This is a genomic window from Advenella sp. S44 (assembly GCF_002810445.1).
GTDB lineage: Bacteria > Pseudomonadota > Gammaproteobacteria > Burkholderiales > Burkholderiaceae_B > Advenella.
Map to the genome: position 1 here is coordinate 858,830 of NZ_NEXS01000003.1, position 17,719 is coordinate 876,548.

Consider the following 17,719-nt stretch of genomic DNA (forward strand, 5'->3'; position numbering starts at 1 on the left):
TCGATATTTCTATAAAAGAGGCGACCGTAAATTCGCTCAATTCACCATCTGAGGAGATTGGTATGAGACTAAATATTCGGGCCCTGCGGCTCGGCAATGCGGGTATCGGCATGCTTTGTGCATTCGTAGTCGCTGGCACCACCTATGCAAAAGAACCAGACGCCGGCAAATGGAAGCCGGAAAAAGGCGAGTTTATTGTTCCGGCAGGTCCGGGTGGTGCACTTGATACGGCCGCCCGGATGATCACTCATTTGCTGCAGAAGGAAAATCTGTATCCAAACCTGGTTGTTGTGAACAATCCAGGGGGTAACATGGCCATCGCACTCAATGCCTTGGATAAGCATAAGGGCAACGGCAATTATGTGATGACTTCTGTCAGCTCACTCATGAACCAGGAAATTCTTGGAAAAATTAATCACAAGCTGAGCGACTATACGGAAATCGCGACGCTTTTTGACGAGTATGTTGCTGTTGCGGTCAAAGCGGATTCACCGTATAAGAATATTCACGATCTGATTGCAAAATTCAAAGCCTCTCCAGATACACTGAATGTTGGCGTGGCAACTTCTATTGGCAATCACATTCATGTGGGGATAGCAAGCCCTTTGAAAACGGCTGGTGTCGATATCAGCAAAATGACTGTGGTGCCTTATAAATCGTCATCAGAGTCCATGACTGCGCTGCAGGGCGGGCATCTTGATGTGGTTGCGGCCACTACGCCCAATTTGATTGGGCTGATAAAAAGCGGTGCGATTCGAGTCCTGGCTATTGGCGCTCCCGAGCGCCTCAGCGCACCGTTTGAAAATGTTCCGACCTGGATAGAAGAGGGCATCGACGTGGTGCCCAGCTCTGCGCAGGGTGTTCTGGGTCCAAGGGATATGCCGAAGGAGCAAGTTGATGTCTGGGTCGATATGCTGGCAACCATTGCCGCCACCAGCCAGTGGAAGGAGTTCCTGGCCAAGAACCATTGGCGCGAGCACTATCTGGATCCCGAGCAAACAAGGGAATACCGGGCACGTGAATACAAGCAGATCGAGACTGTGTTGAATGACCTGGGCCTTGTCAAAAAATAACCCGGCCGTGGTGCTGCCTGTCGTCGGCCTCAGCCGCAGGCGGCAGTCCCATTCGGAGGCCAACTGCGGTTATGATTCAAATCGACCCTTGACGGACAAAAAGGTGCTTTGCTTGGTCATTCACATCCGTCTCAAACATGGTGCCGGTGACGATGAGTTGCCCGCCGATTCACGGCAGGCGAAAAGCGCGGTCAGGTGCCGACGCTAAGAGGCGCACGCAGCTTGCGCAGCAGGGCAACCACGCTTTGAGCGGTGATTCGTCCGGTCCGGGGATTGTCGGACGGGATGCTCTGGATCTCTACGCAGAGCAAAGCGGCGTCAGACACCACTTCAACGCGGTGTGTATTGCGCTCCAGAAAAGGGTCAGCCCACACTTCCAGCAATGTCCGGTCGGGTCCGACTGCGGCCAGCGCAACACTGGCGGCCACATTTAGATTGGCAGGAAAGCCGACCGCAGCTTGCCGGGCGGTACCGGAAAAAAGCATCGTCGCCTCCTTCAGATTCATGACATCGATGTTATTCTGTTCGAGAAAAGGCGCACCGGCAAATCCGCGTGGCGGCTTGCGCGAAGTCAACTTGACTGACTCGATCTTGCCTTCTGCGGCGGCAAGAATGGCGTCCAGGCCTGCAATGGCACCCGATGGAATCAGAATCTGGCCGCCTCGGCTTTTGGCCAGATCCACCAATTGAGGATTATTCAGCAACGCGCCACTGCTCAGACTGACGACTATTTTTCCTTTCATCAGAAACGGGGTGGCGATGCGAGGCAATAAGGCTGCTGGTGCGCACTCAATCACAAGATCGCAGTACGGCTCCATGTCATCCAGCAACGCAAAGCGGGGGGAGGAGCCGTTTTTCCAGGAAAATTGCGGTGGCTTGCCCGGGTCCCGGACACCCACGACAGCAAGCTGCATTCCCTCAACGCCATCTGCCAGTTGGCTCGCAACTGCGCGCCCGATCGCGCCAAAACCCGCAATCCCGATACGTAAATCTTCCATTTTTTGTGTTCCTATTCTGCAAAATTTAACCCGGTGTCGCGCCGGGTGGTATCCATTCTAGGAGAGAGCGGGCCACCGGACAAACCGTTTGTGATCGTATCCGTAATATGTGCGAGAGTGAGCTGATGCTGCAGCGCGTTGGCCCGGCGCAAGTCTGCGATGCCATTTGTGAGAATTGCATTCGAATTACGTCGTCGGTGAATCAGAACGGTGTTGTCGCAGGAAATAGAAATTGAAGCGCTAGTGGGCATTGCCTGGGAGCGCGTCAATGGAAGTAAGTATTGGCGACATACTGGCGCACGCCGTCAGGGTCGGTAAAATCAATATCCGTTCGTTTGCTTTCGGTCTCCACAAGTTCCATAAACTTAATGGCCTCAAGATTATTCAGTTGTCTTTTATCGCCATTGCTGTAAAGAAATTGTACCGAGGCGATATCCTGATCGTTTGCATAAAAAAGATTTACCGATTGCACCAAACTCATAGCGATCTCCTGGTAGCTGTATTTTGAAGAGACGGACTACAGTCATTCATTCTGCGCAAGGCAAGGCATGGCTGGCGCCGATTGCCGAAATGACGACATCCCCATTGTCTGCCTCTATCATGCCATAGTCAGCCTCGGCTGCAAAATCAGCAACGCGTTCGAATTTGCGGGCATAGAGATGTGCAACATGGGGGTGCCATACGCTGGCGCAACCGTGGGCAAAATTGCGTAAAAGTTCGTTAATGTCGGTCGTATCACAGAGGGAACTGTGCTAAAGATAGTAGTGAGGCCTCAGTTAACAGCCATTCTGGTACAGGCTTCTAAATTCCCTTTTATGAGGTGACGCTATGAGCAACGAGGAAACGATTCAAGACAAGGCAGCTGCAGCGGCAGATAAAGCGCAGGCAGCCACAGAGCAATTTATTGACAACCCGAAAGAAGAAATCAAGCGCAGGGCATGCCAGGCTGCGGGAAATGCGAGCGACACGGTTGGTTCGTTAGTCGATTCAATTGAAGATTGCACCAGAAAAAGCCCGGGATGCGCGTTGCTTGTGGCAGGGCTGATCGGCGTGTGCCTGGGCCGTCATCTATATAAAAAATAAGGTTGTGCCAAGGGAAGGGGCCCAGTGGCAAGGGTGCCAATCACAGCACAGGCCCTGGTTCCTGCTGACGTAATTTGCCATCACCAGGCGCATAAAATACCAATAAAAGGAAGACTGCAGGATGCTGCCGAGGCACGCTTCAAGTCGCACGACCAAGAGGCTACCTGATATACATTGCACCGCGTCCGGCCGGCGGGCAGGGAAAATCAAAAAGGAGAATGCTGTGGTGGATGATCCGCTAGTCCTGATCCTTATGTATTTCGTGGTACCGCTTTGGCTCCTTGCCGGATTTGCCGATTGGCTCTGCCATCGCGCCAGTCATATCGAAACCACGTCGGGACCGAAGGAATCGGTCCTTCATTTGCTTCAGTTTGCAGAAGTCGGGGTGGCGCTGCTGGCCGCGCTGTTTCTGGAAATCAATGCCGGTGTGCTGGCCTTTATGATCGTCATGTTTTTTGTCCACGAAGCCACGGCGTTATGGGATGTTCGCTACGCGGTCGCAGAGCGTAGCGTGACTCCAATCGAACAGCATATCCACAGCTTTCTTGAAATGCTTCCGCTGATTGCCATCATTTGCCTGAGCGCCTTGCACTGGGATCAGTTCAAAGCGTTATTCGGGTTCGGTCCGGATCCGTCACGATTTACTCTCGCATGGAAAGCCGAGCCGCTGCCGTTGGCCTACTTAATGGCCCTGATGGTTGCAGCCTTGCTGCTGGCCATCATCCCGTTTGCTGAAGAACTGTATCGTGGTGTGCGGGCCAGGCGTGTAAGAACACGTAACGACGCAAATGCTTGCCGTCCATAACTGCAGACAACGGGCCCTTAACGTCATGCAGGTACGGGCAGCTTGCCGATATGCCGCGCCGATCACGAAAATTGAGCAAACTTTTCACTCATAGGATGAATTGTGAATTCCTGGAATCAAACCTGACAGGGGGCCCGGATGAATAAGGACATCGCTCAGGGAAAGTGGGCGCAGCTCAAAGGCAGTATCAAGCAGACATGGGGCAATCTGACCGATAGCGACATTGCGCAGGTCAATGGCGATGCGCAGAAGATGTGCGGGTTGCTGCAGGAAACCTACGGTATCAGTCAGGAGGTCGCGCAGCGCGAGGTTGATGACTTCTGGAGCCGCCACAACCACCCGTAGTCGTCCAGCGTCAAACTTCATTGCCGCGATTCTTTTGAATGGCGCAGCAAACCGAGCGCAAGGCAATTGGGCTGCTCAATGACGGATTTGACAAAAGCGATGTAAGCCGCATGGTTGCGGCGGCGCATGAAAGCACCGTGAACGATTTAAGAATGCGGCGGGACTGCCCAGGACGTAGATGTAAAGTCTTTTGCCAAGGACAAGCCGCCCGCGTTGCAGTCGCATCTGGAAATGGCAAAAACGCTGAAAACGGCAATCGACAAAGACAGCTAGGCGCAGCGGCGAGCGCCCAAGAGCTAGGGCTAAGAGTCAGGACTAAGCGCTAGCGCCAAGCATAAAAACAATGACGCTTGCAGCCCGTATCTGGGGCATGCTGCGCAATGGACTGAGCAGTGGCCATTATTCAATGCCGACCGGGTTGTCATACCAGAAGCGCAGCAGATGTAAATCGCCCTGCACACGGGGCAAAGCTGATTTTCTGCGCCTTCTTCTTGCATGAACCCAGGCTTTGCCGGTCCAGTAAGCCTCGCGTTGCGCTCCTGTAAAGAGTTTGATCGGATACGTGCCCGGTTTTGGGGGAACAGCGTCGTCAATGCAGTGCCACATAGGGTGTCTCCTTTATCGCAGGCCTGTGCCGGCCGCTTGTTGAATTGCAGGAAGGGAATACATGGATGTTGTGCGTGACCGTCCGGTGGGGTTACACGCCATTTCCGGGTTCCTGAATTTCCGTTCCTGGCCCAGATGCATAATATTTTGTGTTTTTTGGCATAGGGTAGGACAGAATAAACTTGATCGACCCGTCTTCAGCGTGAATGGTAAAGGATCCGTTCAGCGCAAGCATATAGCAGTGTCCGAAATTGAGAACCAGGCGACGGCAGGCGTCATGAAAGTAGTCGCCGCTTTCTCCTTCTTTCGTAAACTTCCACAGTCCGTCTTCTTTTAAAAGATGGAATTTATGCATTTTCTTCTCCTTATCCACGCTAATGAGAGAATGTCGTTGTACTGGGTGCTTGTCGCTATCGGTCGGTCCGATCTAATAGTATTTGCGGCCATTTCCACATCATTTCGGAAGTGCTTGCAATTGATTATAGGCAATGAAAATGACAATAGCAAAACATTCTTCGCGGACCAGATAAACCCTGTGAACGCGTCTGACAGCTGCGGTATTGGATCGTCTTTCGGGAAGCGAGCGCACTTTGCCATTTAACAGTTGCGCGTGATGTCGCGCACCCGATGCTGGCGCGTTCTTTTTACATTTGGTAGAGCACATCAATATCTGGCACCAAATTTTTTCATAACCGAATAGCACCGAGAAGGTCGCTTCTTCGCTTCAACAGAGACGCTTTTAATTGCAGTTGTGATGGTATTGCCGGAAGATGAAAAACGAAGATTCGTAATTGCTAACAAGAAATGCCACTTCAACGGTTGCATTTGTACCGCCTGCCGCAAATACTGAACCGTAACAAGAAATCTTATGAAAGAGCGGCACGGTTGTCTTGCGGGGGATAACCATTCAATGCGTTGCCTCGAAAACGATACGGGCGAGGCGTGCAATACGTTTGGCTGTATTAACAGGAGCACACAACATGCAAAGTATTGCGATCGTCAGCGAACACGCATCCCCTCTGGCAGCGCTGGGCGGCGTCGATAGTGGTGGTCAGAACCTCTACGTTGCCAATGTGGCACGTGAACTGGCGCGCCTGGGACACCGTGTTGATATTTTTACCAGACTGGATAGCCCCAGTCTGCCAGCGCAGATTGACTGGGTTGATAACGTGAGAATTGTCCATGTGCCCGCCGGTCCCGCGATTGCACTTCCCAAGAAGAGCCTGTTGCCGCACATGGAGGCATTTGGTCAGTTTATGCAAGATTATGTGCGTGAGCAAGGAATCGAGTATGACGTTATTCACGCCAATTTTTTCATGTCAGCTCTGGCGGCAATGCCGCTGGCGCGCATGTCAAATACGCCGCTGGCCGTGACCTTTCACGCTCTAGGCAAAGTGCGCCGCATGCATCAGTCGGAAAACGACCGTTTTTCTGATCGCCGTTTCAGCATCGAAGAGGATATTGTTCGCAACGCCGACTGCATTATTGCGGAGTGTCCGCAAGGTCCCAGTCGGTTGACACGTCGCCATCTTCGGGCACACCTGTATATACAGTCATGACCATGCCGGAAGGAATTTTTGCAAGCAGCTCGCCACAGCTGAATACGGCGTCGTCATAATGCGGTGATATCACCAGCACCGGCGCTTGCTCTGCAGCCTGGAAAAAATCCCTGTCAAAAGTCATCGAGCGATACGACAGCATAATGTTAATCCGTTATTGTGAACAAAAGTGTTTCAGATCGACGGTCTGCGCCCGGCATTGTGACGCAGGCAAGTCGCACGCATGCATCGCAGGGGTGTACCGCAGCAAGCGCAGCCGGAAAGCGTCACAAAGATCCACCACAAAGCTGCGCCGCTCGACGCCAACACAGGATTCGATACAAGTGTTTTCAAAAAATAATTTATGGCGCCGGGTTTCGTGGAATGATGGCAGGAACATGTTGTCTTTCATGATTGCAGTTGTCTCTTTATTGCAGTTGTCTCTTCAATTATGTCCTCCTGCGTTACGCCTTCAAAGCCAATAATGCGCAAGTGCGGGAGCGGTACCGAAATGGAGCATGTCAAAAAAATGAGCCGCCTCTTGAAGTTGGTATTGATCATTCTGGCGTTGGCCGGGGTCGTCGCCCTTTTTGTGTTTACCGACATGGAATTTTCGAGTAAAGCGAGTCTTTTGATTGCCGTCGGCACGTTTACTGCTGCCATTATTTCGCTATATATCGCCAACAGCAACTGGAAACGGGAGAGCGACCGGGAAAGGCGCACCGAAGAGAAAAAACGAATTCTTTTCCTGAGCCTGTGCGACGTCACCATGGATCATTACAAAGAAGCCGTTTGGAGCTTCGGGCAGGTGAAAGACTATAAATCGCAGTTACAAGCGTCACTCCATGAGTCCGATAAAAACGACACAGAAAACCAGTACCGGTTGTGCGATTCGATCTGCAGAGCCATTGAATTGAACAAAATAAAATTCGATTATGTCAATTTCAATTTGATCATCAAAAACCTGGATTCCCTGCTTTATCTTCGCAAAGAGGCAACGCCCATTCTGGTGAACCTGATCACATTTGTGAAGATCATCTACCAGCAAATTGATCTGATCCTCAGTTCATCCCATAACCGGGAGACCGTCGAGTTATGCGAGCAATGCGACTATCTCATGAAAGTGCTGACTGAAGTCGAGCGGGAAATCGAAAATTTCCAGGCACTCAGCAAATAATCCTATCGTGGTTGCCGCGCACTCAATCGCCAGTTGTCGTCATCTCGGGTGGATCCCTGGTAGAACGCGGCGCGCCGATACCAGTACACTCCTTGACAGTCCCGCGCACTCCTTCTACAGATCCAGCTAAGGTTGGCAGACCGATCGGCAGTGCCGTCGTCCGTCAGCGAGTTAGCATTTGTCATCGCATGTTTGCTGGCGCTGCATCCGGATGTCGCTGGTCGCCGCACTTAACCGTCAATAAAGGCGACAACGGAACCGGCTTGCGGTTCCGCGCAGATTGTCATCGCTATCAGGGTTGTGCTTTGGCTTTGCTGACAGTCGGATTCAGGTCTTGGGCCATTTTCAAATGCTCTTGCAGCGACGGCAAGGTTTTTTCGGCAAATGCCTTGATATCGGCATCCTCGCTGTTTTTAATCGTGTCCTGGAAAAGCTCGATGGTGCTCTCGTGGGCCGCCACACCCATGCGATCCACATAGTTCTCGTCGAATTTATCGTCCAGCAGACTTAAGGCTTTTAGTTCGCCCTTCTGCATCAGCGACGGTTCGGTCGACACGGTCGCGCCTTTGCTTTCAGCCAGCGCTTTCAATTCCTCGTTGACTTTGCCATGGTCGGTCACCATGCGGGCGGCAAAATCCTTCACTTCACTGGTTGACGCCTTTTGTTGGGCCAGCTTGCCGCCTTCAACTTCTGCAAGTCCGGCCTCTGCTGCATTATTGAAAAAAGATTTGTCGTCGCCCGAAAGCGTGTTTTCTGTTTTGGTACTGTTAGTGTCCGAACCCATATTGGCCGGATTCGTAGACTGCGCTGAAGCAGACACCGGTAGGATCATCAAGGATGACAGCAATACGATTGTTTTGCACGATAAGCGAAACATATAACCTCCGATATGAAATCGAGCGCCGGAGAATCCGGATCTCGTCTATTCGTTCCTGGCCGATTCCGCGACTTTGTCCCAAGGCAACCCCTGCGATTGCGCCGGCTCCTGTTTCACACATTTTGTATTCCGACCTGCCGTTGGCGTTCAGCCTACGCGGCCCAGTGACATTTCTATCTCTGCCCCGATTTGAGTTGGCAGTGCACACTCAAAATGACTCGCCAAACCCCTTATACGGACTCGCAAAGCACTCCGTTCCAGCGGTCTGCCACAGACCCATTGAAGATATACTAGCAACGAACTTCTGGGAAAGACATTGCATGTTACATATGCTTAACAAGACTAGACGCCTGAAATAAAAATACCTCTTACACGTTACGACCGAAACCGTGTGACAAAGAGGCAATACCGCGCAGTTGCGGGGGCAATTGGCGACAATGACGACCGCGTCTTATGATGACTTTACGTGTCTTTACAAACTAAATCTTGGGATGTTTGCGTTTGCGACAAGCGCAGGCAGATAATGGATTTGTCTTGACCGCAAGGGTAAAGACAGGGGTGCACAAAGTAGGTCTGCAAAGCATCCAAAAATACTAATTTATCGCTTTCGCAAATATCGTCAGCATGTCGATTGTGATCCTTGGTCGCAGCCCGTACTCAGCGTGATATGACTCTTACTTTCAAGGAAGAAATATGACACAGACAATGCCAGCACAGGAACAGCAAGTCCAGCCGGGACGCGAATCGAAAATGCATCCGGCCCCGGTTTATGACGACCCGAACTACAAAGCAGGTGGCAAGCTGAAGGATAAGGTCGCCTTGATCACTGGCGGCGACAGTGGAATAGGGCGCGCAACAACCATCGCCTTTGCCAAAGAAGGCGCCCGGATCGCCATTGTCTATCTTGAAGAAGATAAAGACGCCACGGAAACCAAGCAATGCGCAGAGAAATATGGATCCGAAGTGCTACTGATCAAGGGCGATATCGGCGACGTGGCGTTTGCCAAAAAGTGCGTAACTGACACATTTGAACATTTCGGGACACTGGATATCCTGGTCAATAACGCGGGCGAGCAGCATACTGCCGCCGAGCCAGAAGATATCAGTTACGAACAGTTGTTGCGTACGTTCCAGACGAATTTTTTCAGTATCGTTACCATTACGCTCGAAGCGCTCAAACTGATGCGTGAAGGCGCGTCCATCATCAATACGTCCTCTATTACCGCCTTCCAGGGAAATCCGGACCTGATCGATTATTCGGCAACCAAAGGCGCGATCACCGCATTTACCCGCTCACTATCGACAAAAATCGTCAGCCGGCAAATCCGGGTTAACTCCGTGGCTCCCGGCCCGATCTGGACGCCACTGATCCCGGCCTCTTTTTCCGCTGATAAGGTGGCAAAGTTCGGCAAAGATACCCCCATGGGAAGGCCAGGGCAGCCCTTTGAGCTTGCACCGGCCTATGTCTATCTTGCCAGTTCAGATTCAACGTATGTGACAGGACAGACCATTCATGTCAATGGCGGTAAGGTTATCAACGGATAAGGACGGCAGCAGTAAATGCGTCATATGGTATGACGAAATCGCTGCGACTTGTGGGTGCCGGTAAACAACGGCTAGCCTTGGCTATGTAGATTCTGCGGCATTGACAAGCCGCGGCGTCATCGCGCTGATTTACAAAAGGCTACGGACAAATGCTGCAATGGCGTCTGTCGTCAATTCGGGCTTGTCGCGATGGGGCGAGTGACGGCAATCGTCAATGACATGCAATCTGACGTCTGAGGCCAGTTGGGCGATATTTTCGATTTGTGCCATTGATCCGTATTCATCCTGACGGCCCTGGATTGCCAGCACCGGGCATTGAATTTTTGCCACTTCAGCTTCGATATTCCATTCGCGAAAGGCGGGAGAGAGCCAGGCGTCGTTCCACCCCCAGAAGGCGGAGTCGACCTCGTCGTGATAGCGCTTCAGTTTGTGGGGCAGGTCGCTGTTCAGATAGTCGGCTCTGGCCATTTCGATATTTCTGATCGTGACCTCCTCGACAAACAAATGCGAAGCCATCACCGCCACAGCGTGGGTCCGTTCAGGGTAGGCAGCGGCGTATAGCAGGGCGATAGAAGCGCCATCACTGTGTCCGACCAGAATTGGTCGATCCTTGCGGGTGTCTATGCCCAGCGCTGTAAAAAAGGCAGGCATAAATTGTTGCGCCTGGATATGCATGAAGTCTGCTGACCAGTGCTCGTCCGGGGGCCGTGGCGTGGATTTGCCGTAACCATACCGGGAGAAAACCAGGCCGCGGCATTCCAGTATCCGGCACAGATTCTGCGGCCAGTCTTTCCACATGGCGACCGAACCCAGGCCTTCATGCAGAAACACCAGTAACGGACGGTCGAGCCGTTCAGGCTGAATCGACTGATATTCAATGGACGTTGTTTTTTCGTTATATGAAACTTTGGTAAGTTGTCTGTCAGCCATTTTTGGAATAAGTGTGAGTTTACGGTTGTGGTTGCCAAGTTTAAGTAAAATACTTTGTTCCGGGCAGTTGTCTGGTCGTGCAACATCCTTTGCACCAATGTCAGTTTATCAAGTCAGACGCTGCATTTATAGAGGGGTACACAGCAATTGCTGCATTTGTGCCGTTCACATTAAGGTTAGTTAAATGAAATTCGCGGAATTCCAGCCGGGTATGGTCTTTGAACAGGGGCCCCGGCATTTGACCGAAGAAGAAATCATTCGCTTCGCCGAAGCATATGACCCCCAGTGGTTTCACGTTAATCCGGAGCGGGCCAAATCCGGTCCATGGAAAGGTTTGATTGCCAGTGGCTGGCATACCTGCGGGATCGCCATGAAGATGGCGGTAGAGGCGGCCCTCGAAGGCTCTGAGTCATTCGCATCGCCTGGGCTGGACAGTGTCAAGTGGCTCAAGCCGGTGCGCCCGGGCGATGATTTATTCTGGAAAGGCGTGGTCAAGGCCAAGCGGATCTCCAACACTCGTGAAGGGCTTGGTATTTTGCTGTGGAGCTGGGAAGTGACTAATCAGAATGGCGAAACCGTGCTGGAACTGGATGCTACCAGTCTTTTCGATATTTCCGAGAGCATGACAAAAGACGACGAATAAGCCGCAATCCAATGGCAGATGATCTGAAGCCTGCCATTGTTCATTCAGTAGATACAGTAACAAGCAAATTCAGTAACAAGTAAAACGCCTCCGTCCGGAGGCGTTTTACTTGTTACCTTCCGCTATTGACACTGCGGGTCTGCATTGTCTTTGCGAGCTTGTTGTGTCGTGAAAATAGTCGCCGCCAAGCCGTCCGGGCGTATCCGCGTGGTACTTGATGACCGTCTCATCGACATTGACTGGCTTATTCTCCCATGCTAGAGTATTTTACAGATAAGCGGGCTTGACAAATGTGATGTTCCGGGCATATCAAATGGCTTTGGTTTTGACGTTTTTAATTTCATGTGAAATACCTGTAAAGAAGGACTATCATGTTTTTAAGTATGTATGAACAGGAACGTTTGATGGTATACACGGCCGGCAAGCTGGCGCTTGAGCGCAAGCAGCGCGGCCTGAAGCTGAATTTGCCCGAGGCCACGGCCTATATCACGTCCTTTTTGCTTGAGGGCGCTCGTGACGGGCAAACGGTTGCCGATCTGATGGAAGCCGGACGCCATGTGCTCACACGTGACGATGTGATGGATGGTGTTCCTGAAATGCTGGGCCAGGTTCAGGTGGAAGCGACATTTCCAGATGGAACGAAACTGGTAACCGTTACAGGCCCGATCTCATGAAAGACAAACCTAATCCCTTTGAAAATCCAGATCCCGTTCCTGCCAATGCAGGAGACCCGGTGCATGCCTCAGACGATCCGGGTCGTGATTATCCCGACGCTGAACCGTCGGCAGAGGGACCGACGCATTCTTCGGGTGTCAGCAGCCCCAGTTCGCCCCGCCGGGCGGGCACCGGAGAGCGACAGGCACCGCGGCGGGAATCTGATGATGAATTCGACGAAACGGTCCCGCTGGTGCCGGGCGAAATTCTGTATTGCACTCAGGACGTGGAAATCAATGCCGGGCTGCCGGTCATAACGCTTAAGGTAGTCAATGGCGCCGATCGTCCAATTCAAGTAGGTTCGCATTTTCATTTCGCCGAAGTCAACGCTGCCCTGGAGTTTGATCGCTCCAGAGCCTGGGGCAAACGGCTGAACGTGCTGTCTGGCGGTTCTGTGCGTTTCGAACCCGGTGCCGTGGTAGAAGTGGAGTTGGTGGATATACAAGGTAGACGCGTTGTGCGTGGTTTGCGGGGCTTGTGCGGAGGCAGTCTGGATGGCAAAGATTTCTCGATCTGAATATGTGGCTTCATATGGTCCGACCACGGGTGACCGCATCCGCCTGGCCGATACCAATCTGTTGATCGAAGTCGAAAAAGACCTGTGTGCGGGCGGCAATGAAGCGGTTTTCGGCGGCGGAAAATCGGTGCGCGAGTCAATGGGGCAATCGTGTGCCACACGTGCTGAAGGCACCCCCGATCTGGTGATTACCGGCGCTATTATTCTCGATCATTGGGGCATTATCAAAGCCGATGTGGGCGTTCGGGACGGTCGTATCGTGGCGTTGGGCAAGGCCGGCAACCCCGACACCATGGATGACGTACACCCCGATCTGGTGATCGGGCCTTCGACCGAGATCATGTCTGGCAATGGACTCATTATGACGGCGGGTGCTGTCGACACGCACGTTCATTTCGTTGGTCCGCAGATGCTGCAAATCGCATTGGCCTCTGGCACAACGACGGTGACAGGGGGGGGATCCGGGCCGACCGAGGGGTCCAAGGCGACGCTGGCCACGCCGGGTGCGTGGTGGATGGAACGCATGCTCGAGGGTTTTGAGCCGTGGCCCGTCAATGTACTCATTCTGGGGCGCGGCAATACGGTATCCCACGAGTCCTTGTGGGAGCAATTGCGCGCAGGTGTGGGGGGCTTCAAAGTCCATGAAGACTGGGGCGCCACGCCGGCGGTTATCGACGCAGCGCTTCAGGTCGCAGACGCATCCGGTGTCCAGGTTGCGATTCACTCCGATACCCTTAACGAGGCCGGGTTTGTCGAGGACATGCTCAAGGCCGTTGCCGGACGTTCGTTCCATTCGTTCCACACCGAAGGTGCGGGCGGCGGGCACGCGCCCGATATTATCCGGATTGCCGGGGAATCCAATGTGTTGCCGGCCTCCACCAACCCGACCCGTCCTTTTACCCGCAATACGGTGGACGAACATCTGGACATGGTTATGGTGGCGCACCATTTGAATCCTCAGGTCCCTAACGATCTGGCCTTTGCCGAAAGCCGTGTACGGGCGGGCACGATCGCCGCTGAAGATGTGCTGCACGATATTGGCGCGCTGTCGATCATGTCTTCCGATGCGCAGGCGATGGGTCGTATCGGTGAGGTTGTCATCCGTACCTGGCAGACGGCACACCGAATGAAGCAGCTTCGCGGCTCGCTGCCGGGCGATACGTTGGCCGACAATCACCGGGCGCGCCGCTATGTGGCCAAATATACCATTTGCCCTGCCATCGCCCACGGGCTGGAAAAGCATATCGGATCGATCGAAGTGGGGAAAATGGCCGACCTGGTACTGTGGCAGCCTGCACTTTTCGGCATACGTCCTACGGTTGTATTCAAGGGTGGCATGGCAGCGACCGCAGCGCTTGGCGATCCCAATGCGTCTATTCCGACGCCGCAGCCGGTGCTTGAGCGTATTGGCTTTAATGTGTACTCGCCGGCGGCTGCCGCTACCAGCGTGGCCTTTGTTTCGCAGGTGGCTATTGATGACGGGCTAGCGGGCCGCTTGAATATCCGGCGCCCACTGGTCGCCATTGAAAACTGCCGGGCTCGCACCAAGGCTGATCTGCCTGAAAACTCGGCTTTGCCGCATATAGAGGTAGATCCCGATAGCTACGCCGTCAAGGTAGACGGGGAGCTGATCGATCATGAACCTGCACTAGAGGTTCCCATGGCTCAACGATATTTTCTATTCTGAAGCGAGGTACGGAATGGCGCATAGTGCCGCGCTGTTATTGCTGGCAGACGGACGTCTTCCTGCTGGCGGATATGCCCATTCCGGCGGCCTGGAGCCAACGGTACATATCCATGGACTGACTGATGCCGCTGGCCTGGAAGGCTTTCTTGAAGGGCGCGCTGCGACAACCGGCTTGGTGGCCGCATCATTTGCCGCTGCGGCATGCCGGGCAGCCCAAACGGGACAACATGCATTGCTTGGCGAACTGGACAGGCAACTGGATGTTCGCACGCCGTCCAAGGCGACACGCGCGGTTTCCAGGGCGCTCGGACGCCAGCTATGGCGTGCCGTCACCAGTATTCGATCTATTGACGTGCCAGCACAATCGCGGCGCGATATGCACCAGCCTGTCGTATACGGCATGGCGGCCGCGGCATTCGGACTGGAGCCCAGGGAAGCTGCACAGATTGTCCTGCATGAATCGGTAGCCGGGCCGGCGGCAGCTGCAGTCAAGGTACTCAGTGTCGATCCGTTCGCCGTGCAGGCGGCCCTGGCGCACCTGACCGATTTTCTTGATACGCTGGCGCAGCAGGCGAGCGAGTATGCAGATACGCCGCCCGACGATTTGCCGGCCCTGGGCACGCCTTTGCTGGATTTGGCTGCTGAACACCACAGGAATTGGGGGGTACGTCTCTTTGCCTCGTGATTTTCTAACCCCCCAGCCTGGCGTCATGACTGCCCGAGCAACGCTTGTCACCCGTCAAGACCTTGACCATACCGGCCGCCGTGTCAGCCGAGTGCATACACTGCGGTCTCAGGCACCGCTCATATTGCGCCCTACGCAGCCCAAAGAGCCGGAACCGCAGGTGTTGCGTGCCGCTTCCGTGGCGCGGGTGTCGCTCGTCTCGGGCGCGGCAGGACCGCTGGGCGGCGACGACTTCGAGTTAAATATTCGCGTGGGTACCGGTAGCACTTTACTGCTCAATGAGATTTCATCCACGCTGTTACTGCCTGGTGCACGCGGCGGGCAGTCCAGTATGAGAATCAATATTGCCGTGGAAGACGATGCCACGTTTGTCTGGATGGCCGAGCCGGTGATTGCGGCACATGGATGTCGCCATGAGCACACGATCAATATCGAACTGGCCGCCAGCGCTCGCCTGTTCATGCGCGACGCACTGCAGTTCGGGCGACACAAGGAGCAACCTGGCAATCTTCTTCAAACCCTGCGCGTCAAACGGGATGGCGAACCTTTGTTCAGCCAGCAACAGCAAATCGGGCCGGACGCGGTGGGGTGGTGCAGTTGCGCGGTCCTCGGCAAGCATAAGTGTATGGGCACGGTGCTTGTTGTAGATCCGCAATGGTGTGCAATCCAGCCTGAAACCAATGTGTTTGCCGTCGATGCAGCGCTGTTGCCGCTAGAGGGACCCGCCGTTATGATCAGTGCGCTCGCGGCGGAAACCTGGACTTTGCGCAAACATCTGGAGCATGGCATCAATCTGCTGGGAGAGCGCTGGTCCGTTGCGGCCTCTGAGTCTGCACGAGATGACCAGGATGCCGGTTGCTATCGGCATAAGCCCGACCCTGCTATCCCATCTTCTGACACTATTCGACAAGGAAACGACTATGAGTACACAAACTGAAAATATTCGTACGCGCGCATTGCGACTGGGCGTAGCAGGGCCGGTGGGCACCGGCAAAAGTTCGGTTGTTGCCACATTGTGCCGAACCCTGCGTCATGAGTTCCAGATCGGCGTAATTACAAATGACATATACACCGATGAAGATGCCCGCTTCCTGAGGTCCGAAGGCGTGCTGCCGGTCGAACGCATTCGGGCGGTCGAAACCGGCGCCTGCCCGCATACTGCCATACGCGACGACGTCACAATGAATTTGCTTGCGGTCGAAGACCTGGAGAAGGACTTTGCGCCACTGGACATTGTGCTTATCGAGAGCGGCGGCGATAACCTGACCGCCACTTTTTCTCCATCCCTGGTAGATGCGCAAATTTTTGTGATCGATGTGGCCGGTGGGGGTGATGTGGCGCGCAAAGGCGGGCCAGGCATCGGCCGTGCTGATCTGCTTATCGTCAATAAGGTAGACCTTGGACCACATGTTGATGTCGATGTCGAACAAATGCTGACTGACGCCCGGGCTGCGCGAGGCGGTGCGCCCGTGCTTGCTCACTCCAAAAAATATCCCGATACGGAAAAGGCGCTTTGCGACTGGGTTCGACAATTGCACGAGGCGCACGTCAGCGGCACGCATATACCCACGGACCCGGGTCCGATGGCGCCTCATTTTCATGCAACAGAAGACGGAGGCTATATCCATCGACATGGGGATGAGGCGCACCCTCATGTGCATCGTTGAATATGTTGCGATGGAACATGCATTTGACATTTGTTAACTGGCGCACCGGCGTGCTGGGAAGCGATAGGAATTATTACTAGCCTAGGAGGTTTATATGCGTACTTTGTTGAAACCCATGACAGTGACGACCGCGATCGGAACGCTGTTGGGCCTGACAGCTACTGCAGTTTTTGCGCATCCTGGTCATATTGACCAGGCGCAACACGGCATGTTTGCAACTGGGTTCCTGCATCCCCTGACCGGTCTGGATCATTTGCTGGCGATGCTGGCGGTTGGCCTCTGGAGTGCCCTGACCCATCAGAGCCTGCGCCGCGCCATGCTCGCACCGGTTGTGTTTCTGTTGATGTTGTTTGCAGGCGCAATGCTTGGCATCATGGGCGTGCAGCTACCGCTGGTTGAACCGATGATTATGGCGTCGCTATTGATATTAGGTCTGTTGGTAGCAACCAGAAAGCCCATCAATGAGATGCTCGGCTTCGTCATTGTCGGCGTATTTGCCCTGTTTCACGGGCTGGCGCACGGTATGGAGATGCCAGCAAGCAATGCTGCCATATCGTTTGTCGCCGGCTTTATGCTTGCCACATTCGGATTACATGTGGCAGGACTCTTGGGAGGAATACAGCTCAAACGGCATAGCGCATGGTTCTCACGTGTGCTGGGCGGCGTCATTTCTGCCTATGGTGTTTTCCTGCTGGCCGGTGCATAAGACGTCAGGCGGCTAACGGACAGGACAGCAAAAAGGCGTGAGGCCGACCGGGCTCACAGGAAAGCGGCGCTTATTGCATTTGGATTGTGCATTTGCGCCAATTGCCTGCCTGGCGCTCGCACC

Annotated in this window: 22 protein-coding genes; 15 read left to right on the top strand and 7 right to left on the bottom strand. The window is 53.8% G+C overall.

Annotated features, from left to right (window positions below; translation table 11 throughout):
- Positions 1-62: 62 nt before the first annotated feature.
- Positions 63-1,073: a tripartite tricarboxylate transporter substrate binding protein gene (locus CAP48_RS08015; RefSeq protein WP_100695461.1), complete on the top strand. Its 1,011-nt coding sequence runs from the start codon at positions 63-65 to the stop codon at positions 1,071-1,073.
- Between the two features lie 191 nt (positions 1,074-1,264).
- On the opposite strand, the gene CAP48_RS08025 is transcribed toward CAP48_RS08015, so the two are convergent.
- Together CAP48_RS08025 and CAP48_RS08030 are read right to left on the bottom strand one after the other, a co-directional pair.
- Positions 1,265-2,071, bottom strand: coding sequence for an aspartate dehydrogenase (locus CAP48_RS08025; RefSeq protein ID WP_100695463.1), 807 nt, complete (start codon positions 2,069-2,071; stop codon positions 1,265-1,267).
- 265 nt (positions 2,072-2,336) lie between these two features.
- The gene (locus tag CAP48_RS08030; protein WP_100695464.1) at positions 2,337-2,552 is read right to left on the bottom strand and encodes a hypothetical protein; all 216 of its coding nucleotides are present in this window, start codon (positions 2,550-2,552) and stop codon (positions 2,337-2,339) included.
- A gap of 347 nt (positions 2,553-2,899) precedes the next feature.
- Between CAP48_RS08030 and CAP48_RS08035 the strand changes: the two genes are divergently transcribed.
- From CAP48_RS08035 to CAP48_RS08045, 3 genes are all read left to right on the top strand, one after another.
- A complete protein-coding gene (locus CAP48_RS08035) occupies positions 2,900-3,154 on the top strand; it encodes a hypothetical protein (RefSeq protein ID WP_100695465.1) in 255 nt (84 codons plus the stop codon).
- A gap of 223 nt (positions 3,155-3,377) precedes the next feature.
- A complete protein-coding gene (locus tag CAP48_RS08040; RefSeq protein ID WP_100695466.1) occupies positions 3,378-3,959 on the top strand; it encodes a diguanylate cyclase in 582 nt (193 codons plus the stop codon).
- Between the two features lie 138 nt (positions 3,960-4,097).
- On the top strand, positions 4,098-4,304 hold the full coding sequence (locus CAP48_RS08045; RefSeq protein WP_100695467.1) for a CsbD family protein: 207 nt from the start codon (positions 4,098-4,100) through the stop codon (positions 4,302-4,304).
- A 399-nt stretch (positions 4,305-4,703) separates the two neighbouring features.
- Here CAP48_RS08045 and CAP48_RS08050 read toward each other — a convergent pair whose 3' ends face one another.
- Together CAP48_RS08050 and CAP48_RS08055 are read right to left on the bottom strand one after the other, a co-directional pair.
- On the bottom strand, positions 4,704-4,910 hold the full coding sequence (locus CAP48_RS08050; protein WP_100695468.1) for a hypothetical protein: 207 nt from the start codon (positions 4,908-4,910) through the stop codon (positions 4,704-4,706).
- A 91-nt stretch (positions 4,911-5,001) separates the two neighbouring features.
- Positions 5,002-5,265: a hypothetical protein gene (locus CAP48_RS08055; protein ID WP_100695469.1), complete on the bottom strand. Its 264-nt coding sequence runs from the start codon at positions 5,263-5,265 to the stop codon at positions 5,002-5,004.
- A 625-nt stretch (positions 5,266-5,890) separates the two neighbouring features.
- Between CAP48_RS08055 and CAP48_RS08065 the strand changes: the two genes are divergently transcribed.
- A complete protein-coding gene (locus CAP48_RS08065; protein WP_242444364.1) occupies positions 5,891-6,469 on the top strand; it encodes a glycosyltransferase in 579 nt (192 codons plus the stop codon).
- Positions 6,470-6,623: 154 nt separating this feature from the next.
- Here the strand turns inward: CAP48_RS08065 and CAP48_RS20035 are convergent, their stop codons facing one another.
- Positions 6,624-6,860, bottom strand: a complete 237-nt coding sequence (locus CAP48_RS20035) for a hypothetical protein (protein ID WP_153045664.1) — start codon at positions 6,858-6,860, stop codon at positions 6,624-6,626.
- Between the two features lie 117 nt (positions 6,861-6,977).
- On the opposite strand from CAP48_RS20035, the gene CAP48_RS08075 reads away from it, so the two are divergent.
- Positions 6,978-7,625, top strand: a complete 648-nt coding sequence (locus tag CAP48_RS08075; protein ID WP_153045665.1) for a hypothetical protein — start codon at positions 6,978-6,980, stop codon at positions 7,623-7,625.
- A gap of 292 nt (positions 7,626-7,917) precedes the next feature.
- Here the strand turns inward: CAP48_RS08075 and CAP48_RS08080 are convergent, their stop codons facing one another.
- Complete coding sequence (locus CAP48_RS08080) at positions 7,918-8,502, bottom strand: DUF4142 domain-containing protein (RefSeq protein WP_100695473.1); 585 nt, start codon at positions 8,500-8,502, stop codon at positions 7,918-7,920.
- A 693-nt stretch (positions 8,503-9,195) separates the two neighbouring features.
- On the opposite strand from CAP48_RS08080, the gene CAP48_RS08085 reads away from it, so the two are divergent.
- Positions 9,196-10,047, top strand: a complete 852-nt coding sequence (locus CAP48_RS08085) for an SDR family oxidoreductase (RefSeq protein WP_100695474.1) — start codon at positions 9,196-9,198, stop codon at positions 10,045-10,047.
- A 129-nt stretch (positions 10,048-10,176) separates the two neighbouring features.
- Here the strand turns inward: CAP48_RS08085 and CAP48_RS08090 are convergent, their stop codons facing one another.
- Entirely contained in the window at positions 10,177-10,977 is an 801-nt protein-coding gene (locus CAP48_RS08090; protein ID WP_100695475.1) for an alpha/beta fold hydrolase, read from the bottom strand.
- Between the two features lie 184 nt (positions 10,978-11,161).
- Here CAP48_RS08090 and CAP48_RS08095 point away from each other — a divergent pair, with 184 nt between their 5' ends.
- From CAP48_RS08095 to CAP48_RS08130, 8 genes are all read left to right on the top strand, one after another.
- Positions 11,162-11,620, top strand: a complete 459-nt coding sequence (locus tag CAP48_RS08095) for a MaoC family dehydratase (protein ID WP_100695476.1) — start codon at positions 11,162-11,164, stop codon at positions 11,618-11,620.
- A gap of 371 nt (positions 11,621-11,991) precedes the next feature.
- Positions 11,992-12,294, top strand: a complete 303-nt coding sequence (locus tag CAP48_RS08100; protein ID WP_100695477.1) for an urease subunit gamma — start codon at positions 11,992-11,994, stop codon at positions 12,292-12,294.
- Positions 12,291-12,851 (top strand): urease subunit beta, encoded by a 561-nt coding sequence (locus CAP48_RS20620; protein ID WP_369806331.1) that lies wholly within the window; start codon positions 12,291-12,293, stop codon positions 12,849-12,851. Before CAP48_RS08100 ends, CAP48_RS20620 begins: the two co-directional genes overlap by 4 nt.
- Entirely contained in the window at positions 12,829-14,538 is a 1,710-nt protein-coding gene (locus tag CAP48_RS08110) for an urease subunit alpha (RefSeq protein ID WP_100695478.1), read from the top strand. Before CAP48_RS20620 ends, CAP48_RS08110 begins: the two co-directional genes overlap by 23 nt.
- Positions 14,539-14,551: 13 nt before the next feature.
- The gene (locus tag CAP48_RS08115; RefSeq protein ID WP_100695479.1) at positions 14,552-15,223 is read left to right on the top strand and encodes an urease accessory protein UreF; all 672 of its coding nucleotides are present in this window, start codon (positions 14,552-14,554) and stop codon (positions 15,221-15,223) included.
- A gap of 25 nt (positions 15,224-15,248) precedes the next feature.
- The gene (locus CAP48_RS08120; RefSeq protein WP_161495221.1) at positions 15,249-16,160 is read left to right on the top strand and encodes an urease accessory protein UreD; all 912 of its coding nucleotides are present in this window, start codon (positions 15,249-15,251) and stop codon (positions 16,158-16,160) included.
- Positions 16,144-16,890, top strand: a complete 747-nt coding sequence (ureG, locus tag CAP48_RS08125; protein WP_100695481.1) for an urease accessory protein UreG — start codon at positions 16,144-16,146, stop codon at positions 16,888-16,890. Before CAP48_RS08120 ends, ureG begins: the two co-directional genes overlap by 17 nt.
- Before the next feature lie 94 nt (positions 16,891-16,984).
- Positions 16,985-17,596 carry a HupE/UreJ family protein gene (locus tag CAP48_RS08130; RefSeq protein ID WP_242444365.1) on the top strand — a complete coding sequence of 204 codons (612 nt, stop codon included), beginning with the start codon at positions 16,985-16,987 and terminating at the stop codon, positions 17,594-17,596.
- Positions 17,597-17,719: the final 123 nt, after the last annotated feature.

Excerpts from the sequence above, each read along its gene's own strand:
- CAP48_RS08115 (WP_100695479.1), top strand. The coding sequence starts at position 14,552 with ATGGCGCATAGTGCCGCGCTGTTATTGCTGGCAGACGGACGTCTTCCT.
- CAP48_RS08045 (WP_100695467.1), top strand. The coding sequence starts at position 4,098 with ATGAATAAGGACATCGCTCAGGGAAAGTGGGCGCAGCTCAAAGGCAGT.
- CAP48_RS08050 (WP_100695468.1), bottom strand. The coding sequence starts at position 4,910 with ATGTGGCACTGCATTGACGACGCTGTTCCCCCAAAACCGGGCACGTAT.
- CAP48_RS08075 (WP_153045665.1), top strand. The coding sequence starts at position 6,978 with ATGAGCCGCCTCTTGAAGTTGGTATTGATCATTCTGGCGTTGGCCGGG.
- ureG (WP_100695481.1), top strand. The coding sequence starts at position 16,144 with ATGAGTACACAAACTGAAAATATTCGTACGCGCGCATTGCGACTGGGC.
- CAP48_RS08095 (WP_100695476.1), top strand. The coding sequence starts at position 11,162 with ATGAAATTCGCGGAATTCCAGCCGGGTATGGTCTTTGAACAGGGGCCC.
- CAP48_RS08015 (WP_100695461.1), top strand. The coding sequence starts at position 63 with ATGAGACTAAATATTCGGGCCCTGCGGCTCGGCAATGCGGGTATCGGC.
- CAP48_RS08065 (WP_242444364.1), top strand. The coding sequence starts at position 5,891 with ATGCAAAGTATTGCGATCGTCAGCGAACACGCATCCCCTCTGGCAGCG.
- CAP48_RS08035 (WP_100695465.1), top strand. The coding sequence starts at position 2,900 with ATGAGCAACGAGGAAACGATTCAAGACAAGGCAGCTGCAGCGGCAGAT.
- CAP48_RS08110 (WP_100695478.1), top strand. The coding sequence starts at position 12,829 with ATGGCAAAGATTTCTCGATCTGAATATGTGGCTTCATATGGTCCGACC.
- CAP48_RS08120 (WP_161495221.1), top strand. The coding sequence starts at position 15,249 with ATGACTGCCCGAGCAACGCTTGTCACCCGTCAAGACCTTGACCATACC.
- CAP48_RS08090 (WP_100695475.1), bottom strand. The coding sequence starts at position 10,977 with ATGGCTGACAGACAACTTACCAAAGTTTCATATAACGAAAAAACAACG.
- CAP48_RS08100 (WP_100695477.1), top strand. The coding sequence starts at position 11,992 with ATGTTTTTAAGTATGTATGAACAGGAACGTTTGATGGTATACACGGCC.
- CAP48_RS08030 (WP_100695464.1), bottom strand. The coding sequence starts at position 2,552 with ATGAGTTTGGTGCAATCGGTAAATCTTTTTTATGCAAACGATCAGGAT.
- CAP48_RS20035 (WP_153045664.1), bottom strand. The coding sequence starts at position 6,860 with ATGAAAGACAACATGTTCCTGCCATCATTCCACGAAACCCGGCGCCAT.
- CAP48_RS08025 (WP_100695463.1), bottom strand. The coding sequence starts at position 2,071 with ATGGAAGATTTACGTATCGGGATTGCGGGTTTTGGCGCGATCGGGCGC.
- CAP48_RS08055 (WP_100695469.1), bottom strand. The coding sequence starts at position 5,265 with ATGCATAAATTCCATCTTTTAAAAGAAGACGGACTGTGGAAGTTTACG.
- CAP48_RS08085 (WP_100695474.1), top strand. The coding sequence starts at position 9,196 with ATGACACAGACAATGCCAGCACAGGAACAGCAAGTCCAGCCGGGACGC.
- CAP48_RS08130 (WP_242444365.1), top strand. The coding sequence starts at position 16,985 with ATGCGTACTTTGTTGAAACCCATGACAGTGACGACCGCGATCGGAACG.
- CAP48_RS20620 (WP_369806331.1), top strand. The coding sequence starts at position 12,291 with ATGAAAGACAAACCTAATCCCTTTGAAAATCCAGATCCCGTTCCTGCC.
- CAP48_RS08080 (WP_100695473.1), bottom strand. The coding sequence starts at position 8,502 with ATGTTTCGCTTATCGTGCAAAACAATCGTATTGCTGTCATCCTTGATG.